Source organism: Jiella flava (genome assembly GCF_017349315.1).
GTDB lineage: Bacteria > Pseudomonadota > Alphaproteobacteria > Rhizobiales > Rhizobiaceae > Jiella > Jiella flava.
In genome coordinates, this window is record NZ_JAFMPP010000009.1 from 156,234 (window position 1) to 173,731 (window position 17,498).

Genomic DNA, 17,498 nt, shown 5'->3' on the forward strand with positions numbered 1-17,498 from the left:
CAAGGGAGGAGCGCCATGCGCGGTCTCGCCAATGCCATTCGCGACGGCTCGTTCCGGTTCAGTCCGGACAGCGACCGGCCGATTCCGAAGCCGATTCTCGTCGGAGCGGGCGTGCTTGCTCTGTTCTCCATCGCGGTGATTGCCGGCGGTCGGCTGACCGGAATCGGGCTCGCCGAGGCCCCGGCCTCTGCGATGGTCGCCCATCGCGATCTTCGGCTCGTTGAACACCCCGACACGTCGGCGGTGATTCTTGACGCCAAGACCGGTCAGACGCTCGTCTCCGCCGGCCCCGGCAAGGGGCCGTTCACCATCGAGGCACTGCGCAATCTCGACCGCTATCGCGGCCGCGAGGGGGTCAGCAAGGCGTTGCCATTCGTGTTGGCGCTGAAAGCCGATGGCCGGCTGGTGGTCAGCGATCCGCAGACCCACCAGGAGGTCGACTTGCGGGCCTTTGGCGCGCGCCAGGCCGAGGCCTTCGCGAAATTGATGCCGACGATGGGGACGGCGTCCGCCGCCGGCGCGGCGAAGATGACCGGGGAGGCGGCGCAATGATCATGCAACTGATCGGCACGCGACGCGAAGAGGTCGACTGTACGGTCGAAGTTTCGAACACGTTCGACAGCCTCCATGCCCATGTCCGCTTCGACGGCGGCGTGACTGTCGAGCCCGGCGACGCGGTGCTGGTCCACGGCGCGCCGGTCGCGGTGCCCTACGGCGAGACGGCATGTTTGCGGCGCCGGGCGACGATCCGCCGGGCTGGCTGGCTCGAACGCCTCTGGACCCGGGCGACCGGCGATCTCGAATTTATGGAACTGTGTGAATTCTCCTTTTCCGAAAGGGCCACGCTATGAACGCCCATGCGACCAACCCGGAGGCGATGCCGATGCGCGCCGCGCCGCCGCCCAATGAGACGACCAGGACCGCCCAGCAGGACACGCTGCTCACCCCGCGTTTCTATACCACCGACTTCGACAAGCTCGACAAGGTCGATGTTTCGGGCGTGCGGCGTGAGTGGGATGCGCTGATCGCGGAGATGCGATCGGATCCGAACCACGGCCATTTCAAGCGCGATGACAACTGGGACAGGATCGATCTCGCCGATCTGCCGGAGGGTCTGCAGAAAGAATTCGTCGACTTCCTGGTCTCGTCGCTGACCGCCGAATTTTCTGGCTGCGTGCTCTACAAGGAGATGAAGCGGCGCGGCCGCAATCCCGACATCTGCGAGCTGTTCTCCTATATGAGCCGCGACGAGGCCCGTCACGCCGGCTTTATTAACGACGCGCTGAAGGAGTTCAGCATCGGCGTCAATCTCGGCTTTTTGACGAAGGAGAAGAAGTACACCTTCTTCCAGCCGAAATTCATCTATTACGCCACCTATCTCTCCGAAAAGATCGGCTACGCCCGTTACATCACGATCTTCCGGCATCTCGAACAACATCCCGAGCGACGCTTTCACCCGATCTTCAAGTGGTTCGAGAAGTGGTGCAACGACGAGTTCCGCCACGGCGAGGCCTTCTCACTTTTGATGCGGGCCGAGCGGCACACGCTGGAGGGCCGTAACAAGCTGTGGATCCGCTTCTTCCTGCTTGCGGTCTTTGCGACGATGTATGTGCGCGATCACCAGCGTCACGCCTTCCATGCGGCGCTCGGCATCGATCCGACCGACTATGGCTTCACGGTGTTTCGGATCACTTCGGAAATCTCCCGCCAGGTCTTTCCGCTCATGCTCGACATTGATGACCCGCGCTTCAAGGCCGGGCTCGACAAGCTGGTCGCGGCCAACCACGCCATGGAAGCCGGCACCCGGCAGGGCGGGATCGGTGGTCGGTTGAAGGTCTGGCGGGGGAAGGCCAAGGCCGCGGCGATTTTTGCGCGGCTCTATCTGCTGCCGGTGATCCGCAACGAGATCCCGCAAGAAAGCCGGCTCGTGCCGGCCTGGTGAGGTCGCTCGCGCCCGCGTGTCCGCGAAATCAGGCCTCAGCCGGGGCCGGCTCTGCGGACGAGCGTGGCGCTGCAAGTCAATCTGCGAGCGCGTTGGCGAGATTATCGGCATCGCGGGGTCGCATCGGGCGCAAAGGCGGTGCACGCGCCGCAGAGCATGTGACGGAGGCCGCCGCGCTTCGCGGCAGCCTCCACGAGCGGTGGATCAACCGATCTGCCGCGGCTTTTGCATGGAGTCTTTCGATGGCCGACTATGTCTATCCGGCGCTGTTCGCCCTTTTCGTCTGGTGGGCTTCGACCGTCCTGATCATCTATCTCGACGGTCTGCCGCGCTGGACCTTCAAATATTCGATGATCGGGGCGACGCTGCTCTTCGCCGTCTCACTGATCGGTTTGCAGCGCTCGGCCCAGGATCCGACGATTTCAGGGGCGTATTTCGCCTTCATCTGGGGGCTGCTCGCCTGGGGTTGGCAGGAAATGAGCTTCTACATGGGCTATGTCACCGGCCCGCGAAAGCGGCCCTGTCCGGAAAGCTGCCGCGGCCTTGCCCATTTCGGCCATGCCATCGAGACCAGCCTCTATCATGAGCTCGCCATCATCGCCGCCGCGGTGCTCGTCGTCTGGCTGACTTGGGGTGGGCCGAACCAGATCGGCATGTGGACCTTCATGGTACTGTGGTGGATGCATCAAAGCGCCAAGCTCAACGTCTTCTTCGGCGTCCGCAATCTGAATGAGGAGTTCCTGCCGGAGCATCTGGAGTTCCTGAAAGGCTTCCTCAACAAGCGCTCGATGAACCTGCTCTTTCCCTTCTCCGTGACGATCTCGACGGTGATCACCGTGCTTCTCGTGGTCGCGGCGGTGGCGGATGAGGCGAATGCCTTCGAGCGATCCGGCTATACGTTTCTCGCCGTCCTGATGGCACTGGCGATCCTCGAACACTGGATGCTGGTCCTGCCGATGCCGACCGCCGCGTTGTGGTCCCCGGGGCTGAAGTCGCGCGGCGAACGCCGGCCCTTCGAGGCGGAGATCGTGGTCGGTTTCCTCGGGGCCGGCAAGACGACGACCGTGCGCCGGATGCTGGCCGAGGCCGACCCGGACGTGAAGACCGTCGTTCTCGTCAATGATTTCGGCGAACTCGGCATCGACGGTTCGCTGCTGGAAGGGCAGGGCGCGGATGTGGTCGAGCTCTCCAACGGCTGCATCTGCTGCTCGTTGCGCAAGGATCTGTCGGTGCAGCTGCGGGAGGTGGTCGCCAAAGTCAAGCCGCAACGCGTGCTGATCGAACCGTCCGGCGTCGCCGATGTCGCATCGCTGCTCAGGGTTCTGCACGAGCCGGAGATCAAGGCGCTGACCCAGTCGCTGAAGCTGCACACGGTCATCGATGCCGGCGCGTTTCTCGCGGACTATGCCCGCATGCCGGAGTATTTCCGCATCCAGGCGAAGCTCGCGCCCGTCTTCATCGTCAACAAGACCGATCTGGTCTCGGCCGCCGAGATCGAGACCATCCGGGAGACGCTGACCGCGCTCAATCCCGACGCCGTGATCGTCACCGCTCGCTACGGCGTCGTCGATCAGGCGCTCGATCCGGCGCGGACGCTGTCGCGCTGGCAGGACGACGGCCATGGGGCCGGCGAACACGCGCACGCCGCGCACGGGCACCACGATCATCGGCCGTCTGACGAGGCTCACGGTGCGGCCACTGCTAACGAGCCCCATGATCGTCATGACCATCACCACGGTGAGCACCACCACCAACATGATGATCCCCATCATCACGACGCCCACCACCATCACGACGAGCCAGGGCTTGGTCTCGCCTCGTGGAGCCGTCCGCTCGCGGGGCGGGTCAATGCCGAGGCGCTGCGAACGGTGTTGGCCGATGTGGTGGCCGGCCGCGCCGGCGGGATCGACCGGATGAAGGGCATCGTCGAGTCGACGAAGGGCGGCTGGCTCCGCTTCGATGTCGCCGGCGGGCGGGCCTCGCTTTCGGCCCATGTGCCCCGGGCGAACGAGCGCTCGCGGGCGCTGGCGATCGGCGCGTCGCCGGATGCCGGTTGGCTCGACGCCACCTTCACCCGACTGGCGGAGGGCAAGGCTGCTGCCGGCGAGATCGCGCCCTCCGCTTCGGTCCTGGCGCCCGCAGCCAATATCCTGCCGGCGGAATGAAGGAGCGGCTGGCGCTGTTCCGAGGCGCCGACAGCATCGGCCCGAAAGTCGGAATCGACTTTCGGCAAAGCATGATGCGCGAATTCGAAGAGTGAGGGCGTCCTGCCTGCGTCCGATCGGACGAAGGGCGCTCTATCCGCGCTGACGGCTCCGCCAGTCGGCGCGGCGCAGCCGATAGAGCCGGTGACGCACGAGATGCGGATGCGTCGCCGGATCGACCTTTGGATGGTCGAAGTCGGCCTCGCGGGAAAAGCCGAGCCGCAGCATCACCGCTTCCGAGGCAGCGTTGCCATCGACGCAGAAGCTGACGATGTCGTCGCACGCCCCTGGGTTGGTGAAGGCGCGATGGAGGCAGCCTTCGGCCGCTTCCGTCGCATAGCCTTGGCCCCAGACCTCCGGCAGCAACCGCCAGCCGATTTCGATGCCCGGCGCACAGGGCATGATCGGGTCCAGCACGGCCATGCCGACGATGCCGACGGCCGCGTCACCGCCGTCGACGTCGAGCGCCAGAAACGAGACGCCGTCCTGGTCGAGCCGTGCGTTGAGGCCATCGAGGAAAGCGTCCGACTCGGCGCGGCTGCGGCGAAACGGGAAAAAGCGCATCACCGTCTCGTCGCTGTTCAGGCGATGAAATGCGGCCCGGTCCTCGTCCCGCCAGCGGCGAAGGCGCGTCCGCGTCGTCTCGATCGGGCTTCGCATATCCATCGCTTGGCCTCTCTTGTGATCTTCGGATCACCGCCGGGGCTCGCATCGTTGGTCCTCGACCGTCGTCTCGGCGCCGCGTCTTCGATCGCCGAACGGCCTCGGCAGGCCCCGAACGCGGCAAGCTCAGGCGGCAAATTCGTTTCGTCGATAGCCCTGGATATAGAGGAGCGCGGTGAGGTCGCCGCGATCGACGCGGTGGGGGGCGCTGGCCGCGACCTTCGGCTTGGCATGCAGCGCGACGCCGGTTCCGGCGAACTGCAGCATCGGCAGATCGTTGGCGCCGTCGCCGACGGCGATCACATCCGAGGCCGAGAGCCCGCGCGCGGCCGCGATCTCTTGCAGCGCCGCGACTTTGGCTTCGGCGCCGAGGATCGGCTCGCCGACAGCGCCGGTCAACACGCCGTTCTCGGCGATCAGCCGGTTGGCCCGCGTCTCGTGGAAGCCGAGATCCGCGCCGATCGGGCCGGTGAAGACCGTAAAGCCGCCGGAGACGAGCGCGGTATGGGCGCCATTCTTACGCATCGTCGCAACCAGCGTCTTGCCGCCCTTGGCATAGGTGATGCGCTCGGCGATGACCGTGCCGACGATCGTCTCGGGCAGGCCGGTGAGGAGGCCCACCCGCTCGCGCAGCGCCGGCTCGAAGGCGATTTCGCCATTCATCGCCCGCGCGGTGATCGCTGCGATCTTGTCCTTGATGCCGATTTCGGCGGCCAGTTCGTCGATGCATTCCTGCTCGATCATGGTGGAGTCCATGTCGGCGATCAAAAAGCGCTTGCGGCGGCCAGCGGCCTCCTGCACCACGAGGTCGAGATCATGCGCATCGGCTTTCGCGCGCGCCGCCACGATCGCGGCCGGTGCCGGAGGCGTTTCCAAAGGTAGATCGGCGGCGAAGCCGTCGGCGAGCCAGTCCGCCTTTGCCGACGACGCACCCAGATGATCGGCGATGGCACCAAGCTCTTCCTTTGAGAAATGTGGACCGGCGGGATTGGCAATCACGGTGGCGACATGCATGGGACAACGGCCGATGACAAAGGAGCGATTATTGGGGGATCGATCATGGGGAAAATCGACGCGATCCTGATAGCCGGCCCGACCGCGAGCGGCAAGTCACGCCTCGCCATGGAGCTCGCCGAACGTCACCACGGCGTCGTCATCAATGCCGATTCCCTGCAGGTCTATGATGGGCTCGAGATCCTCACCGCGCGACCGTCGGCGGAGGATGTTGGGCAGGTGCCCCACCATCTTTACGGCCATGTCGATCCGCGCGCCGACTACTCCGCCGGCGCCTATCTGCGCGACGTCGCCGCGCTTCTGCCCGGCCTGCGGCGCGCCGGGACGTTGCCGATCTTCTGCGGCGGAACCGGTCTTTATTTCAAGGCATTGACTGGTCTTTTGGATGTCATGCCCGAAATTCCGATGGCGATCCGGGCCAAATGGCGGGACCGGTTGATTGCCGAGGGCGCCGAAGCGCTCTCCGCCGAATTGCAGCGCCGCGACCCGGAGATGGCGGCGCGGCTTGGTCCGCGTGACGGGCAGCGGATCGCCCGCGCACTCGAGATCGTCGAAGCGACGGGCCGCTCGCTCTTGCAGCTCCAGGCCGGCAAGGGACCTGCGCTGATCAATCCCTCACGGGCGCACAAGATCGTTCTGGCACCGGAGCGGGCGGCGCTTCGCGAACGGATCGCGACACGCTTCGATCTGATGCTTGCCGCCGGCGCGCTCGAAGAGGTTCGGCGATTTGCCGTGCATTTTCCGGATGCCGGTCCGACGGCGATCAAGGCGATCGGCCTTGCCGAACTCGTGGCGGTGCTTGGCGGCGAGATGAGTCTCGACGCGGCGCGCGAGCGGGCGATCACGCGCACGCGCCAATATGCCAAACGTCAGGAAACCTGGTTTCGGCATCAATTTGACGACGACTGGTTGAGGGTCACCTCGGTGGTCGATTTGTCGCAGGCGCTGCGTCTGCTTTGAAAGTCATTTGAAAACAGAGATTTGTCGCTTGCGCCGTTTCGCCTTGGAGATCCTGGCGGAATGGCCGGGCGCGGATGCTGTTTCTTTTAACGTTGGGATAGAACATTGATTATATTCTTTTATCAATCGTAAAACGGACTTGCAATATTTATGAGATTTGCGAAGGTAGAGTTGTCAGCCGCAGTTGTTCTGTGTTCTGCAGTTGCGGCAGGCGCTGTCATCTTCATCAATTATCGCGAAATCGGACCGACCCTGTCCGATGCGCACCAGACCGTGGCGTTGTCCCGGCATGTCATGTTGACCTGGCTGAGCCTCGGTTTTCTGGCCGTTACCTGTCTTGCGACCGGGTTTGTCATCTGGCCGGTCTTGCGGCGGCACGCGCGCGAGCAAGGCAAGCTGCGTGGTCTCACCAATCTTCTCAGCGAACGCTCCAAGCGATTGGAAGAGGCGGCTCTTACCGACCCGCTGACCGGGATGCACAATCGTCGCTTCTTCGACGAGGCGCTGAAGCATTACGTCGCCGAATTCAGCAAGATCGGCAAGCCTTTGGCGCTGCTTATGATCGATCTCGACCACTTCAAGGCCATCAACGACACTTATGGACATGACGTCGGTGACGAAGTGCTCCGCTCGGTCGCCTTCTGTCTCTTCGAGCTGACCCGCTTTCACGACGTTGTGGCGCGGTTTGGCGGTGAGGAATTCGCGATTATTGCGCCCGATCTCAGCGAAGACGAGACCTTCCGATTTGCCGAGCGCCTGCGCGAGAAGATCGCCGCTCAGCAGATTCATGTCGGTCCGTCGGCCATCAGAATCACCGCATCCCTCGGCTGCACGATCGCCTTGCCGCAGGATAATCCGACCACGATCTTAAAGCGCGCTGACGGGCAGCTTTATGAGGCCAAACGGGCCGGCCGAAATCGCGTGGCAAGTTGAGGCCGAGGTCGCTTCGACGACCGCTGGGGCCCCGCAGTGTCGTGGTACTTGACGAAGCCGCTCATATCGTTGCCCTAGCGGCAGGAACCAACTGCACGCGCCGCGCGTCTCCCGTCAAAAGGATCAAGCGATGTCGATGACCAACAGCATGGCGCCGCAAAATGGCGAGGACTGGTTGAAGGGGGCGGCGCGAGCCGGCTATGCGGCGCGTGGACTGGTCTTCATCATCGTCGGCTACTTCTCCTTTCGGGCCGCGTTTGCGAGCGGCCAAGCGATGGATACCAAGGACGCGATCGAGGTGATTGCCGGATCGGGTTTCGGAACGATCCTGCTTGCCGCCATGGTGATTGCGCTGGCCGCCTTCTGCCTGTGGCGTTTGATCCAGGTGGCGATGGATGTCGACAATCATGGCATCGACGCCAAGGGGGTGTTTGTGCGCACCGGACTTTTGATCAGCGCCTTCTCCTATGGCGCTCTGGCGGTCTATTCGGTCACGCTTCTCCTCGGCCAAGGTGCCGGCTCGGGCAGCGGCGGCAAAAGCGGCGTGATCGCCTATGCTTATGAGGCCGGTTTCGGCGTCTGGCTGACCTATCTCATTGCCGCAGGCATGGCCGCAGCAGCGATCGCCCATCTCGTCAAAGGCGTCAAAGCGGGCTTTGAAAAATATATGGCGATCCCGAGCGATCGGCGCTGGTTGCTGAAGCCGGTCTGCCAGTTCGGTCTGATCGCGCGCGCTGTGACCTTCGTCGTTTTGGCCGGACTGCTGGCGACGGGCGCGGCGGGTTACGAATCCGGCGAAACGCCGGGGATCGACGCGGCACTGCGGGAAATTTCCAGTTGGAGTTTCGGTTGGCTGTTCTTGTCGCTGACCGGTCTCGGTCTCGTCGCCTTTGGCGTCTATTCGCTCGCGGAGGCGATGTACCGGCGGATCGAAATGCCGGATGTCGGTTGATTGCCGCCGCCGCTTGCCCCCCTTTGACGGTGATCGCGAAAAAGTCGTTGACGCGTGCACGCGGCGTGACTAGCTTGCGCGCCATGACGATGAATTTGCTTCTCGTAGGAATGCGCACACGCGTGGCGGTCTGAGGACCGCCCGGCTGATGCCACGTGTGCGCGATCAAAGGGCCCAAGAGGCCCTTTTTTATTGCCCGAAATTCTGTGAAAGCTGTGGCCGAGTTGGATCGGCGACGACGAGAAAGACAAGACGATGGACAAGACGGCGCAAATGCAAGCGCGGGAGATGACGGGCGCCGAAATGGTCGTTCAGGCGCTGATCGACAACGGCGTCACCGATATTTTCGGCTATCCGGGCGGCGCGGTGCTGCCGATCTATGACGCACTCTTCCAGCAGTCCGATGTCCGTCATATCCTTGTGCGCCATGAGCAGGGCGCCGGTCACGCTGCCGAAGGTTATGCCCGCTCGACCGGCAAGACCGGCGTCATGTTGGTGACCTCGGGGCCGGGGGCGACCAATGCGGTCACCGCTCTTCAGGATGCGCTGATGGATTCCATTCCGCTGGTCTGCATCTCCGGCCAGGTTCCAACCACGTTGATCGGCTCCGACGCTTTCCAGGAGTGCGACACCGTCGGCATCACCCGGCCTTGCACCAAGCACAATTGGCTGGTCAAGGACGTCAACGATCTCTCGCGCATTCTGCATGAGGCCTTTCTCGTTGCCCGTACGGGACGGCCAGGACCGGTTGTCGTCGACATTCCGAAAGATGTCCAGTTCGCCACCGGCATGTACGCCCCGCCGCCGCCGAGCCGGACCCATGAGAGCTATCGTCCGCGGCTGTCGCCCGAGCATGAGCGGATCGCCGCGGCGGTGGCGCTGCTTGCCAGCGCCAAACGACCGATAATCTATTCGGGCGGCGGTGTCGTCAATTCCGGCCCGGAAGCCTCGCGGCTGCTGCGCGAATTTGTCGAGCTGAGCGGATTTCCAATCACCTCGACCTTGATGGGCCTCGGCGCCTATCCGGCGTCGGGCAAGAGCTGGCTCGGCATGCTTGGCATGCACGGCACCTACGAAGCCAATCTGGCGATGCATGGCTGTGATGTCATGCTGTGCATCGGAGCGCGGTTCGACGACCGAATTACCGGCCGGCTCGATGCGTTTTCGCCAAACTCGAAGAAGATCCATATCGACATTGATCCATCCTCGATAAACAAGAATGTCCGGGTCGATCTGCCGATCATCGGCGATGTCACACACGTCTTGAAGGATCTGATCGCGGAGTGGCGGTCGGCGAAGGCTGCAGTTGATGCTGAAGCGCTGGCCGAGTGGTGGCGTGAGATCGGTCGCTGGAAGACGCGCAACTGCCTTGCCTACAAGCCGAATAACGACCTCATCATGCCGCAATATGCCGTTCAGCGGCTTTATGAGGCGACAAAGGACCGCGAGACCTATGTCTCGACCGAGGTCGGCCAGCATCAGATGTGGGCGGCGCAATTTTACGGCTTCGAGGCGCCGAACCGGTGGCTGACCTCCGGCGGTCTCGGCACCATGGGTTACGGTCTGCCGGCCTCGATCGGGGCGGCGATCGCCCATCCCGATGCGCTGTCGGTCTGCATCGCCGGCGACGCCTCGGTGCTGATGAATATGCAGGAGATGTCGACGGCGGTGCAGCATTGCGCCAACGTCAAGATCTTCATCCTCAACAACCAGTATATGGGCATGGTCCGCCAGTGGCAGCAGCTTCTGCACGGCAACCGGCTGTCGCATTCCTACACTGAGGCGCTGCCGGACTTCGTCAAGCTGGCCGAAGCCTATGGCGCGATCGGTATGCGTTGCGAAAAGCCGGGTGAACTCGACGATGCGATCGACGCGATGATCGCCGCCGACGGGCCGGTGCTGTTCGACTGCCGGGTGGCCAATCTGGCAAACTGCTTCCCGATGATCCCGTCGGGCAAGGCGCACAACGAGATCCTGCTGCCGGACGAGGCGACCGACGAGGCCGTTGCCAAAGCGATCGACGCCAAGGACCGGGTGCTGGTCTGACGCGCCTTTGCTGTGGCACGGGCACCGGCTGCTCATCTTCCAGCCACCATCTGTCGATCCCGCCCGAAGGCTGTTGGATCGACATTTGGCCGAGTGTCCGGCAGATCACCTGTCAAACCCATTTCGTGTAAAGTCGAGCGTTATGACCAACCCTGTCGTCCAGCCCCCGGCCTCCGCCTATTTCATCACGCCCGAGCAGGAGACGGCGGTGTCTCGCACGCTCTCGGTGCTTGTCGACAACGAGCCGGGCGTTCTTGCCCGGGTGATCGGGATGTTTTCCGGCCGAGGCTACAATATCGAGAGTCTCACCGTCTCCGAGACCGAGCATGAGAAGCATCTGTCGCGGATCACGATCGTCACGCGCGGGGCGCCGCATGTGATCGAGCAACTGAAGAGTCAGCTCGATCGCATCGTGCCGGTGCATCGCGTGATCGATCTGACCATTGTCGGTGGCGAGCCGGGCGACAGCCGGCCGATCGAGCGCGAGCTGGCGATCGTCAAGGTGGCGGGGACGGGCGAACGGCGCGTCGAAGCGCTGCGCTTGGCGGATGTGTTCCGGGCGAAGGTCGTCGACTCCTCGATCGAGCATTTCGTCTTCGAGATCACCGGGCGGTCGTCCAAGCTCGACAAGTTCATCGGGCTCATGGCGCCCCTCGGCCTGGTCGAGGTCTGCCGCACGGGCGTGGCGGCTCTGTCGCGCGGTAAGGACGGCATGTAATTCGCGAGAGGCGTGGTACGGCCGCGCCCCGCCGCCAGAAAATCCCGACCCTGGACCCTGCCGGAGCCGCGCATGTGATGTCATGTGCGGGCCCCGTTGCGGTTGGTCACGATCGCGCTTTGTCACCCGTCCGGGATGAGGCCATTCCGCGCTTCGGCCGATCCCTGTGCTCATGAAAATTCTCGTTATGAGTGTGTTTTGTGCTGCATGCCGCGGCTGAATTCTCGTAGAGATAGCTGAACCCGATGTTGCAAGAATGAAGCTTTCTGATTGATTTTTCTCAAGCATTGATCCGCAAATTGAAAGCGATTTTCAGACATAAAATGTTTAGAATCAATTAGATAGTTCATCTGTTGTGCGTCTTGTCGAACGCGCGGCGCGCGAGGGTAGAGGCCGGTTCTGCCAAGCCCCTTTCGCGACCGTCCCTATCGGAGGTTCGGCCGGCTTCAGCCGGGGTAAAAAATATCTACTAAACTTAATGTTGCAATTGTCGGATTTTTGAGCACAGGGTGGCGTCGAACAAACTGATTCCGCTGAGGTGCATCGATGCAGGACGGCGTCAACGTTGACGAACGGCGCATCTCCGACGGAGCCTACCGTCGCATCGTCGAGGATGTCGTGGAAAACGCGATTGTCGTCCTCGATACGAGAGGTGTGATCGAGAGCTGGAACGCTGGAGCAGAGCGCCTCAAAGGCTATTCGCAGGACGAAGTGATCGGCGAAGATTTCTTTGATCTGTTTTTCCAGCATTCGCATTTTGGCCTCTCGAGCGAGGCGGTCTTGTCAGAATGCCGGGCGGTGGGGTGTTTCGAATACGACGGCTGGTGCAAGCGCCGGGACGGAGCTCGGTTCTGGGCGCATCTGGCGATTCAGCAGTTCGGGGAATGCGGAGCCTGCGAGCGCGGCTTCGTCGTTATCTGCTGCGACCACACCCGCAGCCACTACGTCGAAGATGCCGCGCGCCGCGACGCCCAGCGTGTTGCGCAGTTGACCGAGGGCTTTCACGATCACGCGATCTGCCAGCTTGATGAGGTGGGCCGGATCACCAGCTGGAGCAGCCGCCTCGAACAGATGCTGGGCTTTGCCGCCCTGGACGTGGTCGGGACTGCGTTTGCCGGGCTGTTCCCGCCAGACGGGCGGGACCGGGGCGAGCCTGAGACCGTTTTGGCGGCGGCCAGGCGCAATGGCCGGCTCCTTCACACCGGCTGGCACATTCGTAAAAATGGTGATCACGTCGCGATTCAGGATGTGATCGATCTCGTTGAGGACGACGAGGGCCGCTTCGTCGGCTTTTCGGTGGTGATCCGCGACACCAGCTCGCAATGGATGACCGAACAGGCGCTGCGATCGGCGCGGCGGGCGTTGTTCCAGTCGCAAAAGCTGGAGATGATCGGTCGCCTGACCGGCGGTGTTGCGCATGATTTCAACAATCTCTTGAGCGCGATCCTTGGAAATTTGGAGCTGGCGCGGCGGCGGATTGGCGCTGACAGTCAAATTGCCGGTTTCCTCGATAACGCGATGATCGGCGCGCGCCGGGGTGCCGCTCTGGTGTCGCGAATGATGAATTTCGCCCGGCAGCAGGATTTTCAGTCTCGGTCGATTGAATTGCCGCGGTTGTTTCAGAATCTCTCCGATCTTCTCGCGCGGGCGATTGGCCCCGAGACGACCATCGATGCCGATCTGCCGGAGCACCTCCCGCCGATTAACGTCGATCCTCATCAGCTCGAACTCGCGATCATGAACCTGATCATCAATGCCCGCGACGCCATGCCCACCGGCGGGGTGATCCGGGTTCGGGCGCGAAGTAGGCGAATTGCCGCAGGCCCCGACGGCAGCTGTCGCCGGCGCTATGTTCAATTGGAGGTGATCGACACGGGAATTGGAATGGGCCCGGAGACCTTGGCGCGGGCAGCCGACATTTTTTTCACGACAAAGCCCGCCGGAAAAGGAACCGGATTGGGGTTGTCGATGGTTCAAGGGTTTGTTGACGCAGCTCAAGGGCAGATGGCGATCGAAAGCAAGCCGGGCAGGGGAACGACGGTGGCTCTTCTGCTCCCCGCCGCCGCGAACACCGTGGTGGATCATGCCGCGGTCAATTTGGACGCGGACGACGAACTGGAGAACGAGGACGTGTTGGGTCCTTCGCAGCGCAAACTCCGCGTCCTGGTCATCGACGACGACGCTTTGGTTCTCATGAACACGGCGACGATGTTGGAAGACCTTGGCCATCAGACAGTGACGATGGAAACCGGTCAGGACGCGCTGGATTTCCTGGGCGGCGCGAGCGGCGAGGCGATTGATATCGTCGTCACCGATCACGCCATGCCGAAAATGACCGGCCTCGATTTCGTTCGGCTTGCCCGGTCGCGATGGCCCCACCTGCCGATGATCCTCGCAACCGGCTATGCGGAAGACGCCGTCGAGACGGAAAACATTGCCGATGCGCGGCTGCAGAAGCCGTTTAGCATCCGTGACCTCGGTCTCGTGATTGACGAGGTAGCACGGGCACACGGTCTGAAAAGCGATACGCTTGACGGCAGCGATCCGGATGTTCCGGCAAGACCGGTCTCGGCAGGTGTCCGCTGAGCGCGCGGCGAGCGTCTCGATCACTCTCCTGCTCCATCTGCCGATCCGCGGGCGCTGGCACTGTGGGTGAAATCCCACCGTTGGCGGAACGATCCGCGCGAGCGCGCGAGGCTTCTTGGGGGCAAGTTGCCGGATCGGCTCCCTGTGCTTGCGAATCAAGGCCGAAACGTCTTCCTGAAACCGCTCGTTTGATGGCGTGGTCCGTAGAGCGGTTGCGTCTCGGCATGCCGTGACCGCGTCGCATGGCGATCGAGCACGGGGGTGGCCGGGGCCGGGCTCTTGCCGATCTTCCGGGCTTGCCGCATTTTGTCGTCGCGCCGCACCGGAGAAGCGCCTTGCAACTCACCCCGCAACAGGACGATGCCCTTATGGCGGTGGCCGATTGGCTGGAGAACGGCAATCAGCCGATCTTTCGCCTCTTCGGCTATGCCGGGACCGGCAAGACCACGCTGGCGCGGCATTTCGCCGAAGGCATCGACGGTGCCGTCCAGTTCGCGGCCTTCACCGGCAAGGCCGCACAGGTGCTGCGATCGAAGGGCGCAAAATCGGCGCGCACCTTGCATTCGTTGATCTACCGTCCGCGGGGCGAAGAAACCGTCGAGGACGAGACGAGCGGCCTGTCGCGCGTCTCGCCGACCTTTTCGCTCAATCGGCAGAGCCCGGTCGCCAAGGCCAAGCTCGTCATCGTCGACGAATGTTCCATGGTCGACGAGGCGCTGGGGCGCGATCTGATGTCGTTCGGCACACCGATTCTGGTGCTCGGCGATCCGGGGCAGCTGCCGCCGGTCTCGGGCGGCGGCTTTTTTACCGAGGCCGAGCCGGACTTTCTGCTGTCGGAGATTCACCGCCAGGCACGGGACAATCCGATCATCGATCTGGCGCTCGCGGTCCGCGAGGGGCGCGAGCTGATGTATGGCGACTACGGCACCGCCAAGGTCATTTCCAAGCGCGAGGTCGAGACGGAGGCGGTGGTGGCGGCCGATCAGGTGCTGGTCGGCACCAATCGGACGCGGCGGCGCTACAATGCGCGTCTGCGCGAGTTGAAGGGCTTCGAGGGGCCGCTGCCCCAGGCCGGCGACAAGCTCGTCTGCCTGCGCAACGATCCGGCCAAAAGCCTGCTCAACGGCTCGCTTTGGCAGGTGATGACGGCCTCGCGCGAGACGACGAAGCCCGGCGTCAATCTGATCGTCAAGCCCGACGATGACGATATCGATCAGGGCGCAGCGAAGATCCGGCTGCTCAAGCAGGCGTTTGAGGAGCCTGAGAACGAGGTCGCCTGGGCGACCAAGAAGCGCTTCGACGACTTCGACTTCGGCTATGCCTTGACCGTGCACAAGGCGCAGGGGTCGCAGTGGAACGACGTCATGCTCTTTGACGAGAGCTGGGCGTTTCGCGACACTCGCGAGCGCTGGCTCTATACCGCGATCACCCGGGCTGCCGAACGGCTCACGATCGTGCGCTGAGGGCCGGCCGGTCGCTGCCGCCGCGCTTGGACGTCGCGATCCTCGGCGGGGACATCAGTCGGTGCCCTGGAAGGCCACGCCATCGAAGCTGAAGACCTCGGCTCCATCCTGGTTGACGCCGAGGGTCGAGAAGCTGACGAGTCCCCAGCCGGGCCGTGTCTCCGAGACGCGCTTGTCGGTGACGGTCTGGGTGAACTGCACCCTGTCGCCGGCATAGACGGGGCGTGGCCAGCGCATGGTCTTGAAGCCCGGCGAGGGGCCGATGCGTGGCATTGGATTGCCGGCTTCCAGCCAGCGCTTCAATTTGCCATAGCGATAGTCGACATTCAGCCGCATGCAGGCGCTGGCGGTGTGCCAACCGGAGGCACACAGGCCGCCGAGAACCGAAGCCTTGGCCCGCTCGGGATCGAGATGGAAGATCTGGGGATCGTATTTTTCGGCAAAGCGCACGATCGCTTCGGCGGTGAAGCGGTGGGCGCCGAGCGCGATCGGTTCGCCGACGATGAAAGTGTCCCAGAAGGTCATGCGGCGGCTCCTTCACGGGTGAGGAGCAGCAAGGTGTATTCGGTTTCGAGGACGGTCACGCCGTCCTGATTTTCGAGGGTCACGCCGATTTTCGTGATGCCGAGGGTCGGGCGCTTGGCCGAGAGCCGCCGGGACAGCACGCGGGCGGTTCCCGTCAACCTGTCGCCCGGCCGCACCGGCGCTTTCCAGTTGACGAAATCGACGCCAGGCGAGCCTTGCGAGGTGGAATTCAGGATAAAGCCGTCGGCCATCATCCGCATCAGCATCGAGCAGGTGTGCCAGCCCGAGGCCGTCAGTGAGCCGACCAGTTCGTTGTTGCTGCCGGCCGCCTCGTCAAGGTGAAACGGCTGCGGGTCGAACTCGCTGGCGAATGCGATCATCTCGTCGCGATCGGTCTGATAGGGCCCGAGCGGAAGCTCCAAACCTTCGGTGAAATCCTCATAGGCGCGTGTCATGGCGTTCCCCTCCGCTTCGATCTCATTCGGCGGGTATAAAGCATTGCGCGATCGCTCGCGAAAACGGCCTATTTCAACAGCCTGGCTCGGATCAGAGCGATGGCGGAGTCGCCGAGCGACGATCCGTTTCCGTCCAAGGCGATGGTGACCGTCGCCATGCCCTGCGAAAAGCGCATGTCCTTGGGAACATTGATCAGGAAGCTCTCTTTCGCACCGATCGCCTCAGCCTGGACGAAAGCGACGGTTCCGGCAAGCGTGCCGCGCTCGTCTGCGACGCTTGCCGATCCATCCGCCGCCCCCGCACCATTCATTGGCCGCAGATAGACGTTGATATAGACAGTCGCCGCCGGATCGATCTTTGTCGGGGCGAGCACGAGCGACAGCCGGCTAGGGCGCTCCAGGCCAGCGGTGATCTGGATCGCTGCAGGGTGATCTGCGGTCGCGATCGCTTCCAAGCTCGCGGCCTCTGCCGCGGCCGGCAGCCGGTCTTCCACCTTTTTCGCGGCCTTGGCGACGGCACTGGCTGGCACCAGCATCATGAACGCGACGATCACCCCGGTGAGAAACGTGATTGTGCGACGCGGTAAACCAGATCGGATGGCGGCAGAGTCGGTTTGTGGCGAAACTTTGAGCATGCCTGTTATAAGCATTGGAAAACGAGGCTTCGCAAGTGCGGCGACAAGCAGTTTTAAGAAAGGGTTACCGGCGGTTCGAAAGGTGACGCCTGAAGAGGCGCGTCCGCCGCTTTTGATGAGTCATCGTTGGCGTACGGTGATGATCGCGCTAATGCGATAATTGCAGTGTTCCCGTATCTATTTTTCCTGTCATTTTCTCATCACGTTGCGGCATGAAATGGTTGCGGCGCAGCGTCTTCTTGTGCGCTTGCTTCGATGACCTGCTTCCATATTTGATACCACCGGGCATTGATCAAAACCCGTGAGCCCAATCACGCATGCCGATTGAGATGATTTTCCACGGCTGGTCGACGAGTTTGTTCCAAGCGTCACAGCAGTGGGCGAGGATGTCATCGTAGTCGA

General features: G+C 62.9%; 17 protein-coding genes and 1 pseudogene. 12 read left to right on the forward strand and 6 right to left on the reverse strand.

Translation table 11 applies throughout. From position 1 onward, the window contains the following. The first annotated feature begins 15 nt into the window (after window positions 1–15). The 4 genes from puhC (at window position 16) to puhE (ending at window position 4,107) form a co-directional block, all read left to right on the forward strand. The gene (gene puhC, locus J1C48_RS12070; protein WP_207258100.1) at window positions 16–552 is read left to right on the forward strand and encodes a photosynthetic complex assembly protein PuhC; all 537 of its coding nucleotides are present in this window, start codon (window positions 16–18) and stop codon (window positions 550–552) included. Next, entirely contained in the window at window positions 549–851 is a 303-nt protein-coding gene (locus J1C48_RS12075; protein ID WP_207258101.1) for a hypothetical protein, read from the forward strand. The genes puhC and J1C48_RS12075 overlap by 4 nt, the downstream gene beginning before the upstream one ends. Next, on the forward strand, window positions 848–1,942 hold the full coding sequence (gene acsF / locus J1C48_RS12080; protein WP_207258102.1) for a magnesium-protoporphyrin IX monomethyl ester (oxidative) cyclase: 1,095 nt from the start codon (window positions 848–850) through the stop codon (window positions 1,940–1,942). The genes J1C48_RS12075 and acsF overlap by 4 nt, the downstream gene beginning before the upstream one ends. Before the next feature lie 242 nt (window positions 1,943–2,184). Continuing rightward, window positions 2,185–4,107, forward strand: coding sequence for a putative photosynthetic complex assembly protein PuhE (gene puhE / locus J1C48_RS12085; protein WP_207258103.1), 1,923 nt, complete (start codon window positions 2,185–2,187; stop codon window positions 4,105–4,107). 132 nt (window positions 4,108–4,239) lie between these two features. Here the strand turns inward: puhE and J1C48_RS12090 are convergent, their stop codons facing one another. Next, window positions 4,240–4,812: a GNAT family N-acetyltransferase gene (locus J1C48_RS12090; protein ID WP_231081742.1), complete on the reverse strand. Its 573-nt coding sequence runs from the start codon at window positions 4,810–4,812 to the stop codon at window positions 4,240–4,242. Between the two features lie 123 nt (window positions 4,813–4,935). Then, the gene (gene serB, locus J1C48_RS12095; RefSeq protein ID WP_207258104.1) at window positions 4,936–5,823 is read right to left on the reverse strand and encodes a phosphoserine phosphatase SerB; all 888 of its coding nucleotides are present in this window, start codon (window positions 5,821–5,823) and stop codon (window positions 4,936–4,938) included. Window positions 5,824–5,868: 45 nt separating this feature from the next. Between serB and miaA the strand changes: the two genes are divergently transcribed. The 5 genes from miaA to ilvN all read left to right on the forward strand — a co-directional run bounded on the left by miaA (window position 5,869) and on the right by ilvN (window position 11,432). Further along, window positions 5,869–6,783 carry a tRNA (adenosine(37)-N6)-dimethylallyltransferase MiaA gene (gene miaA / locus J1C48_RS12100; protein WP_210345382.1) on the forward strand — a complete coding sequence of 305 codons (915 nt, stop codon included), beginning with the start codon at window positions 5,869–5,871 and terminating at the stop codon, window positions 6,781–6,783. Window positions 6,784–7,257: 474 nt separating this feature from the next. Continuing rightward, window positions 7,258–7,716, forward strand: coding sequence for a GGDEF domain-containing protein (locus tag J1C48_RS18950; protein WP_231081754.1), 459 nt, complete (start codon window positions 7,258–7,260; stop codon window positions 7,714–7,716). Window positions 7,717–7,846: 130 nt separating this feature from the next. Then, on the forward strand, window positions 7,847–8,668 hold the full coding sequence (locus J1C48_RS12110; RefSeq protein ID WP_207258106.1) for a DUF1206 domain-containing protein: 822 nt from the start codon (window positions 7,847–7,849) through the stop codon (window positions 8,666–8,668). Between the two features lie 255 nt (window positions 8,669–8,923). Further along, on the forward strand, window positions 8,924–10,714 hold the full coding sequence (locus J1C48_RS12115; RefSeq protein ID WP_207258107.1) for an acetolactate synthase 3 large subunit: 1,791 nt from the start codon (window positions 8,924–8,926) through the stop codon (window positions 10,712–10,714). Window positions 10,715–10,856: 142 nt separating this feature from the next. Continuing rightward, complete coding sequence (ilvN, locus tag J1C48_RS12120) at window positions 10,857–11,432, forward strand: acetolactate synthase small subunit (protein WP_207258108.1); 576 nt, start codon at window positions 10,857–10,859, stop codon at window positions 11,430–11,432. A 333-nt stretch (window positions 11,433–11,765) separates the two neighbouring features. On the opposite strand, the gene J1C48_RS18955 is transcribed toward ilvN, so the two are convergent. Next, entirely contained in the window at window positions 11,766–12,182 is a 417-nt protein-coding gene (locus tag J1C48_RS18955) for a hypothetical protein (RefSeq protein ID WP_231081743.1), read from the reverse strand. Here J1C48_RS18955 and J1C48_RS19260 point away from each other — a divergent pair. The 3 genes and pseudogenes from J1C48_RS19260 to J1C48_RS12130 all read left to right on the forward strand — a co-directional run. Then, window positions 12,063–12,716, forward strand: a pseudogene (locus J1C48_RS19260) (PAS domain-containing protein); the annotation flags it as partial. The gene J1C48_RS18955 and the pseudogene J1C48_RS19260 overlap by 120 nt on opposite strands. A gap of 102 nt (window positions 12,717–12,818) precedes the next feature. Further along, window positions 12,819–14,018 carry an ATP-binding protein gene (locus J1C48_RS18965; RefSeq protein ID WP_231081745.1) on the forward strand — a complete coding sequence of 400 codons (1,200 nt, stop codon included), beginning with the start codon at window positions 12,819–12,821 and terminating at the stop codon, window positions 14,016–14,018. Between the two features lie 335 nt (window positions 14,019–14,353). Then, complete coding sequence (locus tag J1C48_RS12130) at window positions 14,354–15,481, forward strand: ATP-dependent DNA helicase (RefSeq protein WP_207258129.1); 1,128 nt, start codon at window positions 14,354–14,356, stop codon at window positions 15,479–15,481. 54 nt (window positions 15,482–15,535) lie between these two features. On the opposite strand, the gene J1C48_RS12135 is transcribed toward J1C48_RS12130, so the two are convergent. The 3 genes from J1C48_RS12135 to J1C48_RS12145 all read right to left on the reverse strand — a co-directional run bounded on the left by J1C48_RS12135 (window position 15,536) and on the right by J1C48_RS12145 (window position 17,000). Further along, complete coding sequence (locus J1C48_RS12135; RefSeq protein WP_207258110.1) at window positions 15,536–16,006, reverse strand: MaoC family dehydratase; 471 nt, start codon at window positions 16,004–16,006, stop codon at window positions 15,536–15,538. Continuing rightward, window positions 16,003–16,461 (reverse strand): MaoC family dehydratase, encoded by a 459-nt coding sequence (locus J1C48_RS12140; RefSeq protein ID WP_207258111.1) that lies wholly within the window; start codon window positions 16,459–16,461, stop codon window positions 16,003–16,005. Before J1C48_RS12140 ends, J1C48_RS12135 begins: the two co-directional genes overlap by 4 nt. Before the next feature lie 68 nt (window positions 16,462–16,529). Further along, entirely contained in the window at window positions 16,530–17,000 is a 471-nt protein-coding gene (locus J1C48_RS12145; RefSeq protein ID WP_207258112.1) for a hypothetical protein, read from the reverse strand. Window positions 17,001–17,498 lie beyond the last annotated feature (498 nt).

Excerpts from the sequence above, each read along its gene's own strand:
- puhC (WP_207258100.1), top strand. The coding sequence starts at position 16 with ATGCGCGGTCTCGCCAATGCCATTCGCGACGGCTCGTTCCGGTTCAGT.
- J1C48_RS12145 (WP_207258112.1), bottom strand. The coding sequence starts at position 17,000 with ATGATGCTGGTGCCAGCCAGTGCCGTCGCCAAGGCCGCGAAAAAGGTG.
- miaA (WP_210345382.1), top strand. The coding sequence starts at position 5,869 with ATGGGGAAAATCGACGCGATCCTGATAGCCGGCCCGACCGCGAGCGGC.
- serB (WP_207258104.1), bottom strand. The coding sequence starts at position 5,823 with ATGCATGTCGCCACCGTGATTGCCAATCCCGCCGGTCCACATTTCTCA.
- J1C48_RS18955 (WP_231081743.1), bottom strand. The coding sequence starts at position 12,182 with ATGCTGGAAAAACAGATCAAAGAAATCTTCGCCGATCACTTCGTCCTG.
- J1C48_RS12110 (WP_207258106.1), top strand. The coding sequence starts at position 7,847 with ATGTCGATGACCAACAGCATGGCGCCGCAAAATGGCGAGGACTGGTTG.
- ilvN (WP_207258108.1), top strand. The coding sequence starts at position 10,857 with ATGACCAACCCTGTCGTCCAGCCCCCGGCCTCCGCCTATTTCATCACG.
- J1C48_RS12090 (WP_231081742.1), bottom strand. The coding sequence starts at position 4,812 with ATGGATATGCGAAGCCCGATCGAGACGACGCGGACGCGCCTTCGCCGC.
- J1C48_RS12115 (WP_207258107.1), top strand. The coding sequence starts at position 8,924 with ATGGACAAGACGGCGCAAATGCAAGCGCGGGAGATGACGGGCGCCGAA.
- J1C48_RS12075 (WP_207258101.1), top strand. The coding sequence starts at position 549 with ATGATCATGCAACTGATCGGCACGCGACGCGAAGAGGTCGACTGTACG.
- J1C48_RS18965 (WP_231081745.1), top strand. The coding sequence starts at position 12,819 with ATGATCGGTCGCCTGACCGGCGGTGTTGCGCATGATTTCAACAATCTC.
- acsF (WP_207258102.1), top strand. The coding sequence starts at position 848 with ATGAACGCCCATGCGACCAACCCGGAGGCGATGCCGATGCGCGCCGCG.
- J1C48_RS18950 (WP_231081754.1), top strand. The coding sequence starts at position 7,258 with ATGCACAATCGTCGCTTCTTCGACGAGGCGCTGAAGCATTACGTCGCC.
- J1C48_RS12135 (WP_207258110.1), bottom strand. The coding sequence starts at position 16,006 with ATGACCTTCTGGGACACTTTCATCGTCGGCGAACCGATCGCGCTCGGC.
- puhE (WP_207258103.1), top strand. The coding sequence starts at position 2,185 with ATGGCCGACTATGTCTATCCGGCGCTGTTCGCCCTTTTCGTCTGGTGG.
- J1C48_RS12140 (WP_207258111.1), bottom strand. The coding sequence starts at position 16,461 with ATGACACGCGCCTATGAGGATTTCACCGAAGGTTTGGAGCTTCCGCTC.